The organism is Microbacterium sp. NPDC089190, assembly GCF_040701795.1.
GTDB classification, from domain to species: Bacteria; Actinomycetota; Actinomycetes; order Actinomycetales; family Microbacteriaceae; genus Microbacterium; species Microbacterium galbum.
Genome location: NZ_JBFBHF010000001.1, coordinates 284,869 through 301,069, shown reverse-complemented (window position 1 = coordinate 301,069; position 16,201 = coordinate 284,869). Strand labels below are relative to the sequence as shown.

Below are 16,201 nucleotides of genomic sequence, written 5' to 3'. Positions count from 1 at the left end.
GGAGCCTCAGCGCTCGCCGAAGCCGTCGTCGATGAGAGCGCGCAGCTCATCGAGGGCCTGCTGCGCCTGCGGCCCGGAGGCGCTCACGCGCACGCGCGCCCCCTGCCGCACGCCCAGCGCCATGAGGGCGAGCAGACTGCGCCCCGAGACCTCGTCGCCGCCGGTGTCGAGATCGATGATGCGCACGTCGGCGTCGTAGCGCGACGCCGCCTTCACGAAAGTCGCGGCCGGCCGGGCGTGCAGTCCCGACGGGTTGACGATCTGCGCCTCGAACGACGCGGTGTCGGGGGGAGCGTCATCCTCGACAGGCCCCGCATCGGTCGACGGCGCGGAACTCCGCGGGGTCGGAGGGGATGTCGAGGCGTCGTCGTCGCCGAGCTGGTGCCGCTTCGCGTCGCCCGCCCCGCGCACTTCGGCGGCCACCGCGTCCAGACCGGCCCCGCCGGCGGCCGTGACCACCGCCGCCACCAGACCCTCGACGAACGGAGCGGGGCTGAGCCGCACACGGTCGGGGGCGGAGACGAACTCGAGCGCCGTCTCGGCGCTCAGGAGGGCCGAGCCCAGGTCCATCAGCACGAGCACGCCGTCGCTCGAATCCGCCTCGTCGATCGCGGCGGCGATGGCCACGGCATCCGTCCCGAGGTCGCCGTCGGGTCCGCCCGCGGCCACGCGCACGACGGGGGGTTCGGTCCCGCCCATCTGCAGCGCGAGCTCGACCGCGGCCTCCGCCAGGGCGCGACTGTGCGAGACCGCGACGATGCCGATCACTCGGCGGCCGCCAGGGTGTCGCTCAGAGCCTCGAGCAGCAGCGTCGCCGAGGCGGCGCCCGGGTCGAGGTGTCCGGCACTGCGCTCGCCGAGGTAGCTCGCGCGGCCCTTGCGGGCCACGAGCGGCTCTGTCGCATCACGTCCGCGCGCGGCGGCCTCGGCGGCGGCGCGCGAGGCGGCGGCAGGTGACGCGTCGTCCCGCGCCGCGGAGTCCCAGGCCTCGAGGGCGGGGGAGAGGGCGTCGATCATGGTCTTGTCGCCGACCTCGGCCTTGCCGCGGGCGATGACGCCCTCGACACCGGCCCGGAGCGCCGCACCCAGGGCTGCGGCATCCACGGGGTCGGCCTCGGCCAGGGCGGGTCCCATGCGCAGGAAGAGGGTGCCGTAGAGCGGGCCGCTGGCCCCGCCGACCGTGGAGACGAGGGTCATGCCCACCGTCTTGAACAGATCGGTCGGAGTGGACGGCTCGGGGTCGAGCTTGGCGACGACCGCGTCGAGACCGCGGGCCATGTTGGAGCCGTGGTCGGCGTCTCCGATCTCGGAGTCGAGGCGCGTCAGTTCGTCCTTGTGCTGCTGCACCGCGTCGCGGAAGGCGCGGATCCAGGCGACGAGGTCGCCGGTCGTGACGGAGGCGGCGCTCATGCGCCCCACCGCAGGCCGGGGGTGACGACGGGGGCGTCCCACAGGCGCAGCATCTCGTCGTCGGCCTTGACGACCGTCAGCGAGGCGCCCGCCATGTCGAGGCTGGTGATGTAGTCGCCGATGAGCACGCGCTGCACGTCGACCCCCGCCTCGGCGAGGAGCGGCGCGATCTCGCCGTACAAGAGGTACTGCTCGATGAGCGGCGTTCCGCCCAATCCCGACAGCAGCACGATCGCCGGCCCCACCGCGTCGCCGAAGTCGTGCACGATCGGCTCGACCATGAGCTTCGCGACCTCGTGAGCGGATGCCAGCTTCACGCGCGAGCGGCCGGGTTCGCCGTGGATGCCGACACCGACCTCCATCTCGTCGTCGGGGAGGTCGAAGGTGGGGCGACCGGCCGCGGGCACGGTGCAGCTGGTCAGCGCGACGCCCATCGAGCGCCCGGCGGACGAGACGCGGCGCGCGAGCGCGGCGACGGCGGCGAGATCGGCGCCCTCCTCGGCGAGGGCGCCGACGATCTTCTCGAGGACGACGGTGGTTCCCGTGCCGCGGCGGCCGGCGGTCCACGTCGAGTCCTGCACGGCGACGTCGTCGGCGACGACGACGGACTCGACCTGCACGCCCTCGGCGGCGGCGAGCTCGGCGGCCATCTCGAAGTTGAGCACGTCGCCGGTGTAGTTCTTCACGATGTGCAGGACGCCCGCGCCCGAGTCGGCGGCCTGCGTGGCGGCGAGCACCTGGTCGGGGGTGGGGGAGGTGAACACCTCGCCCGCGGCGGCGGCGTCGAGCATGCCGCGTCCGACGAACCCGCCGTGCATCGGCTCGTGCCCGGAGCCCCCGCCCGAGACGAGGGCCACCTTGCCCGCGCGGGTCGGTTCCGCGCGCAGGATGACGCGGTTCTCGGCATCCACGCGAAGATCGGGATGAGCCGCCTGAATACCGCGCAGGGCCTCGGCCAGCACATCGGCCGGGTCGTTGACGAACTTCTTCACGATGCCTCCTCGTTGTGGCTCCGACGGTTCGGGCCGTCGGTTTCGACCCTGGTCGTCGGGGGGCGTCGCGTCAAGGGCGAGGAGGCGCGTCAGAGGCGTTCGTGCGGCAGGACCTGCTTGATGCGTTCGATGGGGTTCTGCGCCGGGGCCTCGTTGTAGGCGTTCGCGAGCTCCTGGCCGCTCAGGGCGTGGATGGCGGCCATGATCTCGTCGGTGGCGCCGCGTCGCGCGCGCCCCGAGGTCGCGGGACCGTGCGGCGAGAGGTCGAGGGGCTCGCCGAAACGCACCGTGATGCGCTCGCTCGTGCTGGGGAACTTCGCCCCGACCGGCATCGCCTTGTCGGTGCCGATGAGGCCGACCGGGACCACCGGTGCACCGGTCTGCAACGCCAGGAACGCCACTCCCGTGCGGCCCTTGTAGAGCCGGCCGTCGAGGGAGCGCGTGCCCTCGGGGTAGAGCGCGACGGCGCGACCGTCTTCGAGGAGCACGCGCTGCTGGTCGAGGGCGTCGAGGGCCTTCTGCCCGGCCCCGCGCTCGACCGCGATCGCCCCGATGGCGGTGAAGAACTGCCGCGAGGCCCACTTCTCGAAGTACGCCGACTTCGCCATGAAGTGCACGGGGCGGGGAGCGGCGACCGGGATGGCGATCGAGTCGATGAACGACAGGTGGTTGCTGGCGAAGATCACCGGACCCGTGCGCGGGACGTTCTCTCGCCCCTCGACGTGCGGGCGGTAGACGGCGCGGGCGAGGGGCGCGATGAGGAATCGTCCGAGTCCGTAGGCCGCGCCCATCTGCTGCGGCGGAGCGGCGGCGGGGGGCTCGGCGGGCAGGTCGGAACTCACTCGACGAGGCTACTAGCCGCCGCATGCCGGGGCGTGCATGGGGCGGCGTGCGTCGCGGACGGCCTCTCTGCCGGCCTCCTTCCGCCGTGCTCTCCCAGCCGCGCCAAAGCCGGATGCGCGAGGATGGGAGCTTCCCGTCTTCTTCCGAGAGGTCTCCCGTGCGTTTTCGCCCGATCGCTTCCCTGTCCGTCGCCGCCGTCGCAGTGCTGCTGCTGGCCGGATGCTCCGGCTCGTCCACCGACGCGCAGACGCCCGATGCCACGGCGACCCCGGATGCCGGAGCCTGCCAGACGCCGTTCACCGGCGACGTCCCCGCGGGGCTCGAGGTGTCGGGCGACTTCCAGGGCCCTGTCACCGTGACGCGCCCCGATGGCTTCGCCCCCAGCGACATCCAGCGCAGCACCTTGATCGAGGGCAGCGGCGAGGAGATCCAGGCCGGCGATATCGTCAAGGCCAATTACACGGTGATCGACGCCAGCACGGGTGACGTCGTCCTGGACTCGCTGTCGTCCGATCCGTCCGGGATGGACATGATCGTCAACTCCCAGCAGATCTTCGGCGCGGCCGTGTCGTGCGTGCCGGTCGGCTCGCGCACCGTCTCGACCTTCCCCGCCGGCATCCTCGGCGAAGGCTCTCCCGCCTACGTTCTGGTGGCGGACGCGATCGCGGAGCTCCCGACGCGCGCGGACGGCACCGAGGTCGCCCCGGCCGACGGCATGCCGACCGTGACCTTCGCCGACAACGGTGCCCCCACGGTCACCGTCCCGAGCACCCCCGCGCCCACCGAGACGCGCATCGAGAACCTGCGCCAGGGCTCGGGCGACGTGGTCAACCCGGGCGACACCGTCATCGTGCAGTACACGGGTGTGCTCTACGACGGCGGCACCGTCTTCGACTCGAGCTGGGACAAGGGCGCGCCGACCCAGTTCGCGACCACCGCGGTCGTCCCGGGCTTCAAGAAGGCGCTCGAGGGACAGACGGTCGGTTCGCAGGTCGTCGCCGTCATCCCGCCCGCCGACGGGTACGGCGACCAGGAGCAGGGCTCGATCCCGGCGAACTCGACGCTCGTGTTCGTCGTCGACATCCTCGGCGTGCAGCACGCTCCCGCCGCGCAGTGAGCGACGTCCGGGGCGTCGCGCCTCGCACGAAGGCGTGCGGCGCGCGACGCCCCGGGGTGGCGGCTCAGTAGGCTGACGGGATGCGCCGCGTCCTCATCCTCGGTTCCACCGGTTCGATCGGCACCCAGGCGCTCGACGTCATCCGCGCCAACGCCGACCGCTTCGAGGTCGTCGGTCTCGCGGCCGGTACCGACCGCGCCGGCGTCGAGGCGCAGGCCGAGGCCTTCGGCGTCGAGCACACCGCTCTCGGTGCCGTCGAAGCGGAGCAGCTCGTCCGCGACGTCGACGCCGATGTCGTGCTCAACGGCATCACCGGATCGGTGGGTCTCGGGCCCACCCTCGCGGCCCTCGAGGAGGGCCGCACCCTGGCGCTGGCGAACAAGGAATCGCTGATCGTCGGCGGTGAACTCGTCACCGCGCTCGCCGCGCCGGGCCAGATCGTCCCCGTCGACTCGGAGCACTCCGCCATCGCCCAGGCGCTGCGCGCGGGAGCGTCGAACGAGGTGCGCCGTCTCGTGCTCACGGCATCCGGGGGTCCGTTCCGCGGGCGTTCGCGCGACGAGCTCGGCGCCGTCACCCCGGCCGAAGCGCTCGCCCACCCCACCTGGGACATGGGCCGGGTGGTGACCACCAACTCGGCGACGCTCGTCAACAAGGGCCTCGAGGTCATCGAGGCGCACCTGCTCTTCGACGTCGCCTACGACCGCATCGCGGTGACCGTGCACCCGCAGTCGATCGTGCACTCGATGGTCGAGTTCGTGGACGGCTCGACGATCGCCCAGGCGTCTCCGCCCGACATGCGGCTGCCGATCTCGCTCGGCCTCGACTGGCCGCACCGTGTGGGCGGCGTCGGGGCGCCGCTGGATTGGACCACGGCGTCGCAGTGGACGTTCGAACCGCTCGACGAGAAGGCCTTCGGCTCCGTCGCTCTGGCCAAGCGCGTGGGGCGCGCGGGGGCGACGTTCCCGGCGGTCTTCAACGCGGCGAACGAGCAGGCCGTCGACGCCTTCCATGAGGGCCGGCTGAGCTTCCTCGGCATCGTCGATCTCATCGAGCGCGTGGTCGATCGGCACGAGCCCCCGGCGACCCTCACCCGCGAGAGCCTCGCCGAGGCGGAGACGTGGGCGCGCCGTACGGCCGACGAGATCATCGCGTCGCGCTGACGTCCCTCGCCGGATGCGGAGGTCCCTGAGCCTGTCGAAGGGACCGGGGTGACGCGGGTTGCGGTGGCTTCGGCGGGCTCAGCCACCTGGCGTCGGGGTTTGGGTGCAGCGATGGTCGGGGGTCCCTGAGCCTGTCGAGGGGACCGGGCGTGCGCGCGCGGGCGCCGGTGGCTTCGACGAGCTCAGCCACCTCGGATGCAGGGAGTTGCGCGGCTTCCGGTGGCTTCGACGGGCTCGGCCCCCTCGGGGCGGGTGGGAGGCGATGAGCTGCCGTCGCCCGGTCAGGCGGGGAAGTCGACCGGGCGCTCGGGGTCGGACGACGGCGTGCTGTCGGCCGGGTAGGGGACGGGCCACTGCGGGTCGGGCACGGCCCAGCCGGCCGCGCGCAGGGCGCGTCGTGAAAGCTCGCGGGCCGAATAGGGCGTGCGGACGCCGCGGACGTCGCGGTAGTCCTGGTGTCCGGGCCCTGCCCACAGGATCGCGTCGCCCTCGCCGACGAGCTTCACGGCCTCGAGGATCGCCCGCTCCGGAGGGGTGAACTCGTGGATCTCGGCGTCGGGCCGCGCGCGCCGCGCGCCCTCGACGAGCACCGCGCGGATGGCATCCGGGTTCTCGTGTCGGGGGTGGTGGTCGGTGACGACGAGGATGTCGCTGCCTTCGACGGCCGTGCGTCCCATGTCGTGGCGCTTGGTCGCGTCGCGGTCGCCGTCGGCGCCGAAGAGCATGACGACCTTTCCCGGCGTGACGCGTCGCACCGCGGCGAGCGTCTTCTCGAACGCGTCGGGGGAGTGACCGAAGTCGACGTAGACGGCGGGGCCCTCCGCCCCCGAGACCAGCTGCGTGCGGCCCGGGAGGGCGGCGTCGATGTGCTCGCCGTCGAGGGTGCTGAACAGGTGCTCCCACGTGTAGCCGGTCTCGAGCAGCATGACGATCGCGAGGCCGGCGTTGGCGGCCATGTGGCGACCGATCACGGGCACGACCGTGGTGAGCGAGCGTCCCTTGCCGTCGGACAGTGTGAACTCGGTGCCCTCCTGGCGCTCGTCGACGATGTCGACCGTCCAGTCGGCGGATGCCACCGCCGCGGGGTCGTGTGCGATCGCGGGCGTCGCGATGGTCACGACCGGGATCTCGGCGCGCGCCGCGATCTCCGCACCCGCGGGGGAGTCGAGGCACACCACGCCGCGTCGCGCGCGGTCGGGGCGGAACAGCGGCAGCTTGGCCTCGAAGTACTCGCGCATGTCGGCGTAGTCATCGAGGTGGTCGTGCGTGAGGTTGGTGAACCCGGCGACGTCGAACACCAGCCCGTCGACGCGGTGTCGGGTGAGGGCCTGCGCGCTCACCTCGACGGCGACCGCCTCGACCCCGCGCTCGCGCATGAGCGCGAGCAGGGCGTGGAACTCCGAGGCCTCGGGGGTGGTCAGGCGCGAGACGATCACGTCTCCCGCGATGTGGCGCTCGGCGGTGGAGGACAGGCCCGTCACCACGCCGAGCTGACCGAGGATGCCCTCGAGCAGGTGCGAGACGCTCGTCTTGCCGTTGGTCCCCGTGGTCGCCAGCAGGCGGGGGAGGTCGTCGTCGGGGCCGGTGCCGTAGACCCATGCCGAGAGGTCGCCCAACAGGGCGCGGGGGTCGTCGACCACGACGATCGGCAACCCGGTGGGGGCGGCGATGTCGGCGCCCGCGTCGTCGGTGATGACCGCGACCGCGCCGCGCTCGGCCGCGGTGGCCGCGAATTCGGCGCCGTGCCGGTTCACTCCGCGGATCGCGACGAAGGCCTCTCCCGCACGCAGATCGGCGGTGGCCAGCGTGATGCCGGTCAGGACGGTTCCGTCGACGTCTCCGACCGTGCGCACGCCCCAGCGGCGGGCCAGTTCCGCGAGGTCGCGGCGGGGCGGACGCTCCGGACGGAGGACGGGGGGCAGGTTCGAGGGGGCGTCGCTGGGCATCGCGTCCATTGTCGCATCCGGTGCCGCACAGACACCGCATCGCGGCCGCACGGGCCGTTCAAAGCCTCCCGGCGGTATCGTCACGAAGGTGACCGCGATCGCCTTCCTCATCGGCGTGCTCGTGCTCGTGATCGGCCTCGCGATCTCGATCGCCCTGCACGAGATCGGGCATCTGCTGCCCGCCAAGCTCTTCGGCGTACGCGTCGGGCAGTACATGATCGGGTTCGGGCCGACACTGTGGTCCAAGCGGATCGGCGAGACCGAGTACGGCTTCAAACTGCTGCCGCTCGGCGGGTTCATCTCGATGGCCGGCATGTATCCGCCGGCGCCCGACGACGCCGAGCCCGGAACCAAGCGCTCGCGCTTCTTCGCCACCATGGTGCAGGACGCCCGCGACGCCAACGCCGAGACCCTCATCGCCGCCGACGACCGCGTCTTCTACAAACTGCCCGTGTACAAGCGCATCATCGTCATGCTCGGCGGACCGATCATGAACCTCCTGCTGGCGTTCGTGCTGTCGGCCGTCGCCGTGAGCGGCATCGGCATCGCGCAGGGGACGACGACGGTCGCCTCGGTGTCGCAGTGCGTCATCCCGGCCACCGCCGATCGCTCGGCCTGCGAGGCGAGCGACCCCGTCGCCCCCGCGGCCGCCGCCGGACTGCTGCCGGGCGACACCATCGTCTCGATCGACGGCACCGCGGTGTCCACCTTCGACGAGGCCGCCGCCGTCATCCAGCGCTCGCCGGGTCGGGCCCTGCCCGTCGTGATCGAGCGCGACGGCTCCGAGCAGACGCTCACGATCACGCCCGTGCAGACCGACCGGGCGGTCACCGGCGCCGACGGACGACCTGTGCTCGATGCGGCCGGGCAGCCCGAGTACCAGAGCGTGGGTTTCGCGGGACTCACCCCGCAGTCCGCGCTCGTGCCGCAGCCCCTCTGGGCAGGGCCCGAGGCGACGATCCAGCAGGTCGGGGCGGTCGCGCAGATCATGACGCAGCTGCCGGTCCGCGTCTACGACACCGCGGTCGACCTCGTCACCGGTCAGCCCCGCGACCCGAACGGCCCCCTGAGCGTCGTCGGCGCCGGACGCCTCGCGGGCGAGTACGCCGCCGTGGACGCGCCGATCGCCGCGCGCGTGCAGTCGATCATCGGCCTGCTCGCCGCCCTGAACATCGCCCTGTTCGTCTTCAACCTCATCCCGCTGCTGCCCCTGGACGGCGGGCACGTCGTCGTCGCCCTGTGGGACGGCCTCAAGCGACGGATCGCGCGTCTGCGCGGCACGGTCGCACGCCCGGTGGATGCCACGAAGCTCGTGCCCGTGACCTTCGTCGTCGTCGTGCTGCTGGTGGGCATGGGCGGCGTGCTGTTCCTCGCCGACGTGTTCAATCCGATACAGCTGCTGTGACGCGGGGCCGGTTCGCACGGGCGGGGGCTCTCGGCGTCGTCGTCGTGGCGGCCCTCGCCGTGTCGACCGGCTGCGCCCCGGCATCCGGCCCGCCGTCGACCGGGGGCGCGGTGCGCCTCCCCCCGCAGGGGGCGGGCTTCGACTACCAGCTCGGCGGTGCCTACCCGCCGTCGGACGGGGTCGACATCGTCGTCCGCGATCGCACGGCCCCACCCGCGGGCGCCGGATACGACGTCTGCTACGTCAACGGGTTCCAGACGCAGCCCGAGGATTCGGCGGCTGTCGCCCGGGATCGGCCCGAGCTGCTCGTCGCCGGAGTCGACGGCCCCCTCGTGGATGCCGGATGGCCCGACGAGTACCTCTTCGACACGTCGAGCGAGGCAAGCCGATCACAGCTGGTCGACCTCGTGGGGGAGCAGATCCGCGGCTGCGCCGCCGACGGCTACGCGGCCGTCGAGATCGACAACCTCGACTCGTACACGCGCAGCGATGGCGCACTCACCTGGGGCGACAACCGGTCCCTCGCCGAGGCGTACGTGCGCATCGCCCACGACGCAGGGCTCGCCGTCGCCCAGAAGAACACCGCGGAGCACGCCGAGGAGCTGGCGGCCGCAGGGTTCGATTTCGCCGTCGCGGAGTCGTGCGCGGCCTTCGCGGAGTGCGACGACTACAGCGCCGTCTATCCGGCGGTGCTCGACGTCGAGTACGTCGACGAGACGTCGCGCGACGACTTCCTCGCGGCCTGCGGCGACGCCGATCCGCGCGTGTCGATGATCCGGCGCGACCTGCAGCTGGTCGCGCCGCCGGCATCCGGCCACGTCTTCGAGGCCTGCGCCTCCTGAGCGCGCCGCCCCGGCGTCAGGACGCGTCGGTCAGCGCATGCGCGATGAGCCGCTCGAGCGTCCGCATGCCGTCGCGCGACAGGATCGACTCCAGGTGCCCCTGCACGCTCGCGAAACCGGGACCCTGCAGGGCGTAGACGTCTCCGGTCAGGGGGTCGGCGGCGACGTCGACGTCGAGGGGGGCCACGACCTCGCCCCGGTCGTACGCGATGCTCCGACTGTCGCCGGGGTGCACGCGCGCGGTGAAGGTGTTGTAGAAGCCGATCGAGGCGTCCTCGCCGAACACGTCGACGCTCTTCTGCAGTCCCTGATGCGGGCGGTCGAGCGGCGTGAGCTCGATACCGAGGGAATCGGCCAGGATCTGGTGGCTCAGGCACACGGCGAGAAGGGGGTCGCGCCGAGCGGTCCGGCGTCCGACGACGCCGCGCATGGCCTCCATGCGCGGGGTGTCGTCGCGCGGGTCGCCGGGTCCGGGTCCCGACACCACGAGGTCCGCGGCATCCACCTCGGTGTCCGAGACGTCCGCCCAGTGCACGATGCGGGTGTCGAGCCCGAGGTGGCGCAGCTGGTGGGCGAGCATCGTGGTGAAGCGGTCCTCGGCATCCACGACCAGGGCCGTGCGGCCCGCGAACGGGCCCGATCCGTCGGGGTCCTGCGGGTTCATCCAGAACGGTGCGAGACGGTCGTTGCGGGATGCCAGGAGCTCGGCGATCGCGGGATCCTCCGCGAGCGGTCGGCGCTCGGCCACCGGGGCGTCGGGATCCGCATCGGCGGGGACGACGGGGACGTCACGGGGGATCGCGCCGATCGCCCCGAGGACGCCCGCGGCCTTGCCGTGCGTCTCGCCGACCTCGCCGTAGGGGTCGGAGTGGCGCACGAGCGTCGCACCCACGGGTACGCGCAGGCGTCCGTCGACGAGGTACGCCGTGCGGATCAGGATGGGCGCGTCGAGGTCGTGCGTGGGTCCCTCGGCGTTGCCGTTGGGTGTGAACAGTGCCGCGACGCCCGAGTAGTACCCGCGCGGGGTCGTCTCGTGGCGGGCGATCACGGTGCAGGCGTTCTGCATGGGGGAGCCGGTGACCGTGGGGGCGAACATCGTCTCGCGCAGGATGTCGCGGGGGTCGAGGTCGCTGCGCCCGCGCAGCATGTACTCGGTGTGGGTGAGGCGCGACATCTCCTTCAGGTGCGGGCCCGTGATGCGCCCCCCGTCGCTGCACACGGCGCTCATCATCTTGAGCTCCTCGTCGACGACCATGAAGAGCTCCTCGGTCTCCTTCGTCGAGCGCAGGAACTCCGCGAGCGTGTCGGCGGTGGCGCCGCCCGCGGGGTGGCGGAACGTGCCCGAGATGGGGTTCATCGTGACGATGCCGTCCTGGGCGCTCACGTGCGCCTCCGGGCTCGCCCCGACGGCGACGTGCCCCTCGGTGACGATCGCGAAGGTCCAGTACGCGCCCTTCTCTTGCTCGAGCAGCGCGCGGAACCAGGTCAGCGCCGCGGCGCGGGGATCGGCGTCGACGCCCGCGACGAAGTCCCGCCGGATGACGAAGTTCGCCCCCTCGCCGCGACCGATCTCCTCGGCGATCACCCGCCGCACGATGTCGGCGTACTCCTCGTCGGCGATGTCGAACCCGGCGTCCGCGAGGTCCACGGGGGCGGAGGGGAGGGATGCCATGACCCCGGCACGGGGGAGGACGACGCGCTCGCCGATGACGAGGCAGCGAAGCGGAGCGCCGTCGTCGTGACAGACGAACCCGCGCTCGCGCACCTGACGGAACGGCACGAGCGCCAGTACCTCGCGGGCGACGCCGTCGACGTCGGTCAGCGGGATGTCGGCGAGGAGGTCCACGTCGACGAAGTCGCCGGTGAGCACCTCGACGGTGGCGTCGTCACCCGCGGCGGGGCCGCGTGCGATGAGCGCGAACGGCGCGGAACCTGCGAGCAGATCGTGGATCAGAGAGGAGGGGTCGGGCCCGGTCATCGAAGTACTTCCGTCTGTGAGCGAGGGTCCTACGCGGCCGCCGAAAACACGAAGACCGCCCGGATCCCGAGGGAGGGCGGTCTGTCGCACGCGTGCTCACCGCCTAGACGGTGGGCCACCAGCTGAGTTGCGCGCGCATGGCGCCGAACCTACCACAGGGAGCATTCGCAGCCTGTTCCGGCTCCGTCCAGCGACGGCGGCGTAGGCTGAGCGCGTGCCTGCTGTGAATCTCGGAATGCCCCGCGTGCCGGAGACCCTCGCTCCCCGTCGCAAGACCCGTCAGATCCGGGTCGGGAAGGTGCTCGTCGGCGGCGACGCCCCCGTGAGCGTCCAGTCGATGACCACGACGCCGACGACCAACATCAACGCCACCCTCCAGCAGATCGCCGAGCTCACGGCATCCGGCTGCGAGATCGTGCGCGTCGCCGTGCCGTCGCAGGACGACGCCGATGTGCTGCACATCATCGCGAAGAAGAGCCAGATCCCCGTCATCGCCGACATCCACTTCCAGCCGAAGTACGTCTTCCAGGCGATCGACGCCGGGTGCGGCGCCGTGCGCGTGAACCCCGGCAACATCCGCAAGTTCGACGACCAGGTCGGCGCCATCGCCAAGGCCGCCAAGGATGCCGGCGTCTCCCTGCGCATCGGCGTCAACGCCGGGTCGCTCGACCGCCGCCTGCTCGAGAAGTACGGCAAGGCCACCCCCGAGGCGCTCGTCGAGAGCGCCGTGTGGGAGGCCTCGCTGTTCGAGGAGCACGACTTCCACGACTTCAAGATCTCGGTCAAGCACAATGACCCGATCGTCATGGTCAAGGCCTACCGCCTGCTCGCCGAGCGGGGCGACTGGCCGCTGCACCTCGGCGTGACCGAGGCCGGCCCCGCGTTCCAGGGCACGATCAAGAGCGCCACGGCGTTCGGCATCCTGCTCTCGGAGGGGATCGGCGACACGATCCGCGTCTCGCTGTCGGCACCTCCGGCCGAAGAAGTCAAGGTCGGGCACCAGATCCTGCAGTCGCTGAATCTGCGCGAGCGCAAGCTCGAGATCGTCTCGTGCCCCTCGTGCGGTCGCGCGCAGGTCGACGTGTACACGCTCGCCGACGACGTGACCGAGGGTTTGAAGGACATGACCGTTCCGCTGCGCGTGGCCGTCATGGGCTGTGTCGTGAACGGACCCGGCGAGGCGCGCGACGCCGACCTCGGCGTGGCGTCGGGCAACGGCAAGGGCCAGATCTTCGTGAAGGGCCAGGTCATCAAGACCGTGCCCGAGGCCGAGATCGTGCAGACCCTCATCGAAGAGGCCAACCGCCTCGCCGACGAGATGGGTCCGGATGCCGCGACCGGAACGGCGCAGGTCATCACGGCCTGAGCCGACCGCCCTCCCACGCGCGGTGCGCCCCGACCGATGGGCGTGACCGGCGACGCATGAGCTGCCGCGGAGGACTGCACGCCGCTCGATCCGGCACGGCTCACCCGCGCCGCACCGACCCGCGGGCCGACGTCCGATAGCGTCGGGAGTCCCATGACCGAGATTCCCGCGCCCTCGCTCGCCCGTCCGCTCGTCGCGGGGGTCGTGACCGCTCTCGTCGGCTTCACCAGCACCTTCGCCGTCGTGCTGACGGGTCTCGGCGCCGTGGGCGCGTCTCCCGCGCAGGCGGCGAGCGGGCTGCTCGCCATCACGCTGGTCGTGGGCGTCGGCTGCATCGTCCTCGCGGCGCGGTACCGCATCCCGATCACCGTGGCGTGGTCCACACCGGGCGTCGCGCTGCTCGCGGCGACGGGCGCCGTCGACGGCGGGTGGCCCGCGGTCGTCGGCGGGTTCCTCGTGTGCGCCGCGCTCATCCTCTGCACCGCGCTCTTCCCGCCCCTGGGCGCCCTGATCGCCCGCATCCCTCCCTCCATCGCGCAGGCCATGCTCGCCGGCGTCCTGCTGCCGCTGTGCGTGGCGCCGTTCGTCGGCCTCGTCGACGACCCGTGGAGCGTCGCCCCGGTGCTGATCGTCTGGCTCGTGGCATCCCGCCTGCTGCCCCGCTGGGCGGTGCCGCTCGCGTTCGTGGCGGCGATCGTCGTGGTCGCGGTCGAGCTCGCGCGCACCGGGGTCGACACGGATGCCGCATCCCTGCTGCCCCGCCTGGAGGTCACCGCCCCGACGCTCACGGTCGGCGCGGTGGTGGGCATCGCCCTGCCGCTCTTCGTGGTGACGATGGCGTCGCAGAACGTGCCCGGCGTCGCGGTCATGAAGAGCCTCGGCTACACGATCCCGTGGCGGCCGGCGATGCTCGTCACCGGCCTGGGGTCGGCGGCCGCGGCCGGCTTCGGCGGGCACGCGATGAACCTCGGGGCGATCAGCGCGGCCATCGCCGCGGGACCGGACGCGCACCCCGACCCGCGACGCCGGTGGGTGGCGGGCGTGTCGGCCGGCGGCACCTATCTCGTGCTGGGCGCCCTGTCGGCGGCCTTCGCGGCGATCGTCCTCCTGGCCCCGGCGGGCGTCATCCCCGCCGTCGCGGGCGTCGCTCTCTTCGGCGCGTTCGGATCCGCGGTGCAGCAGGCCATCGACGACCCGGGCGAGCGGTTGCCGGCGGTCGTGACGTTCCTCGTCGCGGCATCCGGGATCGCCGTGTTCGGGGTCAGTGCGGCGTTCTGGGCACTGCTGGCCGGTCTCGTGGTGCGCACGGCGCTGCATCTCGGCCGGCGGGCCGGCTGACAGCCGTCACCGTTTCGTTATCGTCCGCGTTGCTCGTGCGGGAACCGAACGGAGTCTCACGGACACTACTGAGTGTGGATGACGACGACGCCGGACTGTGGGGCCGGGTTCGCCAAGGGGACGAGCTCGCGCTCGCCGCGCTGTTCGACCGCTACGAGGCGCGCCTGTTCCGGCACGCCTCGCGACTGCTGACCGCACGGGAGGATGCGAAGGATGCCGTGACCGTGGCGTTCTTCGAGCTGTGGCGCAAGCGCGCCTCGGTCCGCCTGGTCGAGGGGTCGCCCCTGCCGTGGTTGCTGACGACGGTCGCGCACTGCGCGCGGAATCTCGAGCGGTCGGGCCGGCGGTATCGGGCGCTGCTCGACCGGGCGCCGGTCCCCGAGCCGCGGGCGATGCACGGGCAGGACGACAGCGGCGTGCTCGCGGCGTTGAAGAGGCTGCCGGAGCGCGAGCAGGCCGTCGTGGTCCTGGCCGTGCTGGAGGGCTATGCGGAGCGCGAGGTGGCGCAGGCCCTCGGCATCCCGGCCGGGACGGTCAAATCGCGGCTGGCCCGCGCCAAGGCGAAGCTGCGCGACGAGGTCGCGCTGGAAGGGGCACGGGCATGAACGACGAACTGACGCCCGAGGAGCGCGCCGCTCTGCGCGCGCGGATCGTGGGCGCTGCTCGCGAGATCACCCCGGTCGGCGCGCACCGGGGGGCCTGGATCGCCGGATCCATCGCGGCGGTGCTGGTCGTCGGCATCGCCGGGGGAGTGGCGGTGACCTCGACCCTCGGCGCGCCGCAGGTCGCCACGTCGCCCTCACCGACCCCGACGGCCTCGATCGTCGAGCCCGCGCCCACCCCGACCCCGAGCGCGTCGACGGTCTTGCCCCCGGAGCGGCCGGAACCCGCTGTCGTGCTCGGCGGTCGGTGCGAGGCTCTGCTCGACGCCGATGAGGCGGGCGGATTCATTCCGGAGGCGGTCGCATCGCCGTTCGCGAACAGCAGCCAGTCGACTCCGCCGCGGCAGAACGACATGCTGGGACTGCTCGGCGGGCTCTCGTGCGCATGGTCCACGGACCAGGACGGGTTCAGCGTCACGGTCGTTCCGAGCGCGGCGCTTCCCGACGGCACCGTCGATGCCTGGCGCGCCGACGAGCGTTGCGGGCCGGGCGAGCTCTGCCTCGCCGAGAAGACGATCGGCGACCTGTGGGTCGGGGTGAACTGGTGGGACCCGGCGTACAACCGCGACCCGTCGCCGGAGGTCACCGCCGCGGTGGAGCGCGTGCGCGCGGCGGCCCAGGACGTGCTCTCCACCGTCGAACCGCGCCTCGCGGGCGCCGTCGGCGTCCCCCGTGACGAGGTGGCCGGAGCGCCCCTTCCCGCGTGCGCAGAGCTCGACGCGCTGGTGTCGGACTGGGCGGGTGCCGACGTCGAGACCGGATACCCCAGCGACAACGTCGCGTCCGGGCCGGTCTGGGACATCGCCGTGGCCGCGGGGGTCGCCCGCTTCTGCGGGTGGTCGTCGTATCCGACCGACGGCTCCGGTCGGGCCCTCGCCCTCGGCTTCTACACGCAGCCGCTCCTGGGCGAGCCCGCCGCCGCCGACCTCGAGGAGCGCTCCATGCGACCGATCGACATCCCGGGGACGTCGGCCGCCTGGATCGAGGACGGCGCACCGAACGGTGTGTCGACCACGATCATCGCCGTCGTCGGGGAGACCCGGCTCACCGTCTACGGGAACGGAAGGGACACCGGCGAGTGGGTCGACCTCGTCTCGCGGCTCGCGGCCGATCCGGACCTGGCGGCGTGAGGCGCCCGGC

The 16,201-nt window shown here is 72.5% G+C and carries 14 protein-coding genes; 8 read left to right on the top strand and 6 right to left on the bottom strand.

All coding sequences use genetic code 11. The features are described from left to right. Positions 1-6: 6 nt before the first annotated feature. The 4 genes from dhaM to AB0230_RS01455 all read right to left on the bottom strand — a co-directional run bounded on the left by dhaM (position 7) and on the right by AB0230_RS01455 (position 3,192). Positions 7-768: a dihydroxyacetone kinase phosphoryl donor subunit DhaM gene (gene dhaM / locus AB0230_RS01470; RefSeq protein ID WP_366373542.1), complete on the bottom strand. Its 762-nt coding sequence runs from the start codon at positions 766-768 to the stop codon at positions 7-9. After that, the gene (gene dhaL, locus AB0230_RS01465) at positions 765-1,409 is read right to left on the bottom strand and encodes a dihydroxyacetone kinase subunit DhaL (RefSeq protein WP_315993159.1); all 645 of its coding nucleotides are present in this window, start codon (positions 1,407-1,409) and stop codon (positions 765-767) included. Before dhaL ends, dhaM begins: the two co-directional genes overlap by 4 nt. Beyond that, positions 1,406-2,401, bottom strand: coding sequence for a dihydroxyacetone kinase subunit DhaK (gene dhaK / locus AB0230_RS01460; protein ID WP_315993158.1), 996 nt, complete (start codon positions 2,399-2,401; stop codon positions 1,406-1,408). The genes dhaL and dhaK overlap by 4 nt, the downstream gene beginning before the upstream one ends. Before the next feature lie 89 nt (positions 2,402-2,490). Continuing rightward, positions 2,491-3,192 carry a lysophospholipid acyltransferase family protein gene (locus AB0230_RS01455; RefSeq protein WP_315994577.1) on the bottom strand — a complete coding sequence of 234 codons (702 nt, stop codon included), beginning with the start codon at positions 3,190-3,192 and terminating at the stop codon, positions 2,491-2,493. Positions 3,193-3,401: 209 nt separating this feature from the next. Here AB0230_RS01455 and AB0230_RS01450 point away from each other — a divergent pair, with 209 nt between their 5' ends. Together AB0230_RS01450 and dxr are read left to right on the top strand one after the other, a co-directional pair. Continuing rightward, complete coding sequence (locus AB0230_RS01450) at positions 3,402-4,361, top strand: FKBP-type peptidyl-prolyl cis-trans isomerase (RefSeq protein ID WP_363392727.1); 960 nt, start codon at positions 3,402-3,404, stop codon at positions 4,359-4,361. Between the two features lie 80 nt (positions 4,362-4,441). Beyond that, positions 4,442-5,524, top strand: coding sequence for a 1-deoxy-D-xylulose-5-phosphate reductoisomerase (gene dxr, locus AB0230_RS01445; protein WP_366373539.1), 1,083 nt, complete (start codon positions 4,442-4,444; stop codon positions 5,522-5,524). 281 nt (positions 5,525-5,805) lie between these two features. Here dxr and AB0230_RS01440 read toward each other — a convergent pair whose 3' ends face one another. Further along, entirely contained in the window at positions 5,806-7,470 is a 1,665-nt protein-coding gene (locus AB0230_RS01440) for a UDP-N-acetylmuramoyl-L-alanyl-D-glutamate--2,6-diaminopimelate ligase (RefSeq protein ID WP_315993155.1), read from the bottom strand. Positions 7,471-7,558: 88 nt separating this feature from the next. Between AB0230_RS01440 and AB0230_RS01435 the strand changes: the two genes are divergently transcribed. After that, entirely contained in the window at positions 7,559-8,875 is a 1,317-nt protein-coding gene (locus AB0230_RS01435) for a site-2 protease family protein (protein ID WP_366373536.1), read from the top strand. Then, the gene (locus AB0230_RS01430; protein ID WP_366373534.1) at positions 8,872-9,717 is read left to right on the top strand and encodes an endo alpha-1,4 polygalactosaminidase; all 846 of its coding nucleotides are present in this window, start codon (positions 8,872-8,874) and stop codon (positions 9,715-9,717) included. The genes AB0230_RS01435 and AB0230_RS01430 overlap by 4 nt, the downstream gene beginning before the upstream one ends. 16 nt (positions 9,718-9,733) lie before the next feature. Here the strand turns inward: AB0230_RS01430 and AB0230_RS01425 are convergent, their stop codons facing one another. Beyond that, entirely contained in the window at positions 9,734-11,695 is a 1,962-nt protein-coding gene (locus tag AB0230_RS01425; protein ID WP_366373532.1) for a chorismate-binding protein, read from the bottom strand. A gap of 214 nt (positions 11,696-11,909) precedes the next feature. Between AB0230_RS01425 and ispG the strand changes: the two genes are divergently transcribed. From ispG to AB0230_RS01405, 4 genes are all read left to right on the top strand, one after another. Further along, complete coding sequence (gene ispG, locus AB0230_RS01420) at positions 11,910-13,061, top strand: flavodoxin-dependent (E)-4-hydroxy-3-methylbut-2-enyl-diphosphate synthase (protein WP_176776587.1); 1,152 nt, start codon at positions 11,910-11,912, stop codon at positions 13,059-13,061. A 153-nt stretch (positions 13,062-13,214) separates the two neighbouring features. Next, entirely contained in the window at positions 13,215-14,399 is a 1,185-nt protein-coding gene (locus tag AB0230_RS01415) for a benzoate/H(+) symporter BenE family transporter (RefSeq protein ID WP_366373530.1), read from the top strand. A 74-nt stretch (positions 14,400-14,473) separates the two neighbouring features. Beyond that, a complete protein-coding gene (locus AB0230_RS01410; RefSeq protein WP_363578783.1) occupies positions 14,474-15,004 on the top strand; it encodes a sigma-70 family RNA polymerase sigma factor in 531 nt (176 codons plus the stop codon). Next, a complete protein-coding gene (locus AB0230_RS01405; protein ID WP_366373527.1) occupies positions 15,001-16,191 on the top strand; it encodes a hypothetical protein in 1,191 nt (396 codons plus the stop codon). The genes AB0230_RS01410 and AB0230_RS01405 overlap by 4 nt, the downstream gene beginning before the upstream one ends. Positions 16,192-16,201 lie beyond the last annotated feature (10 nt).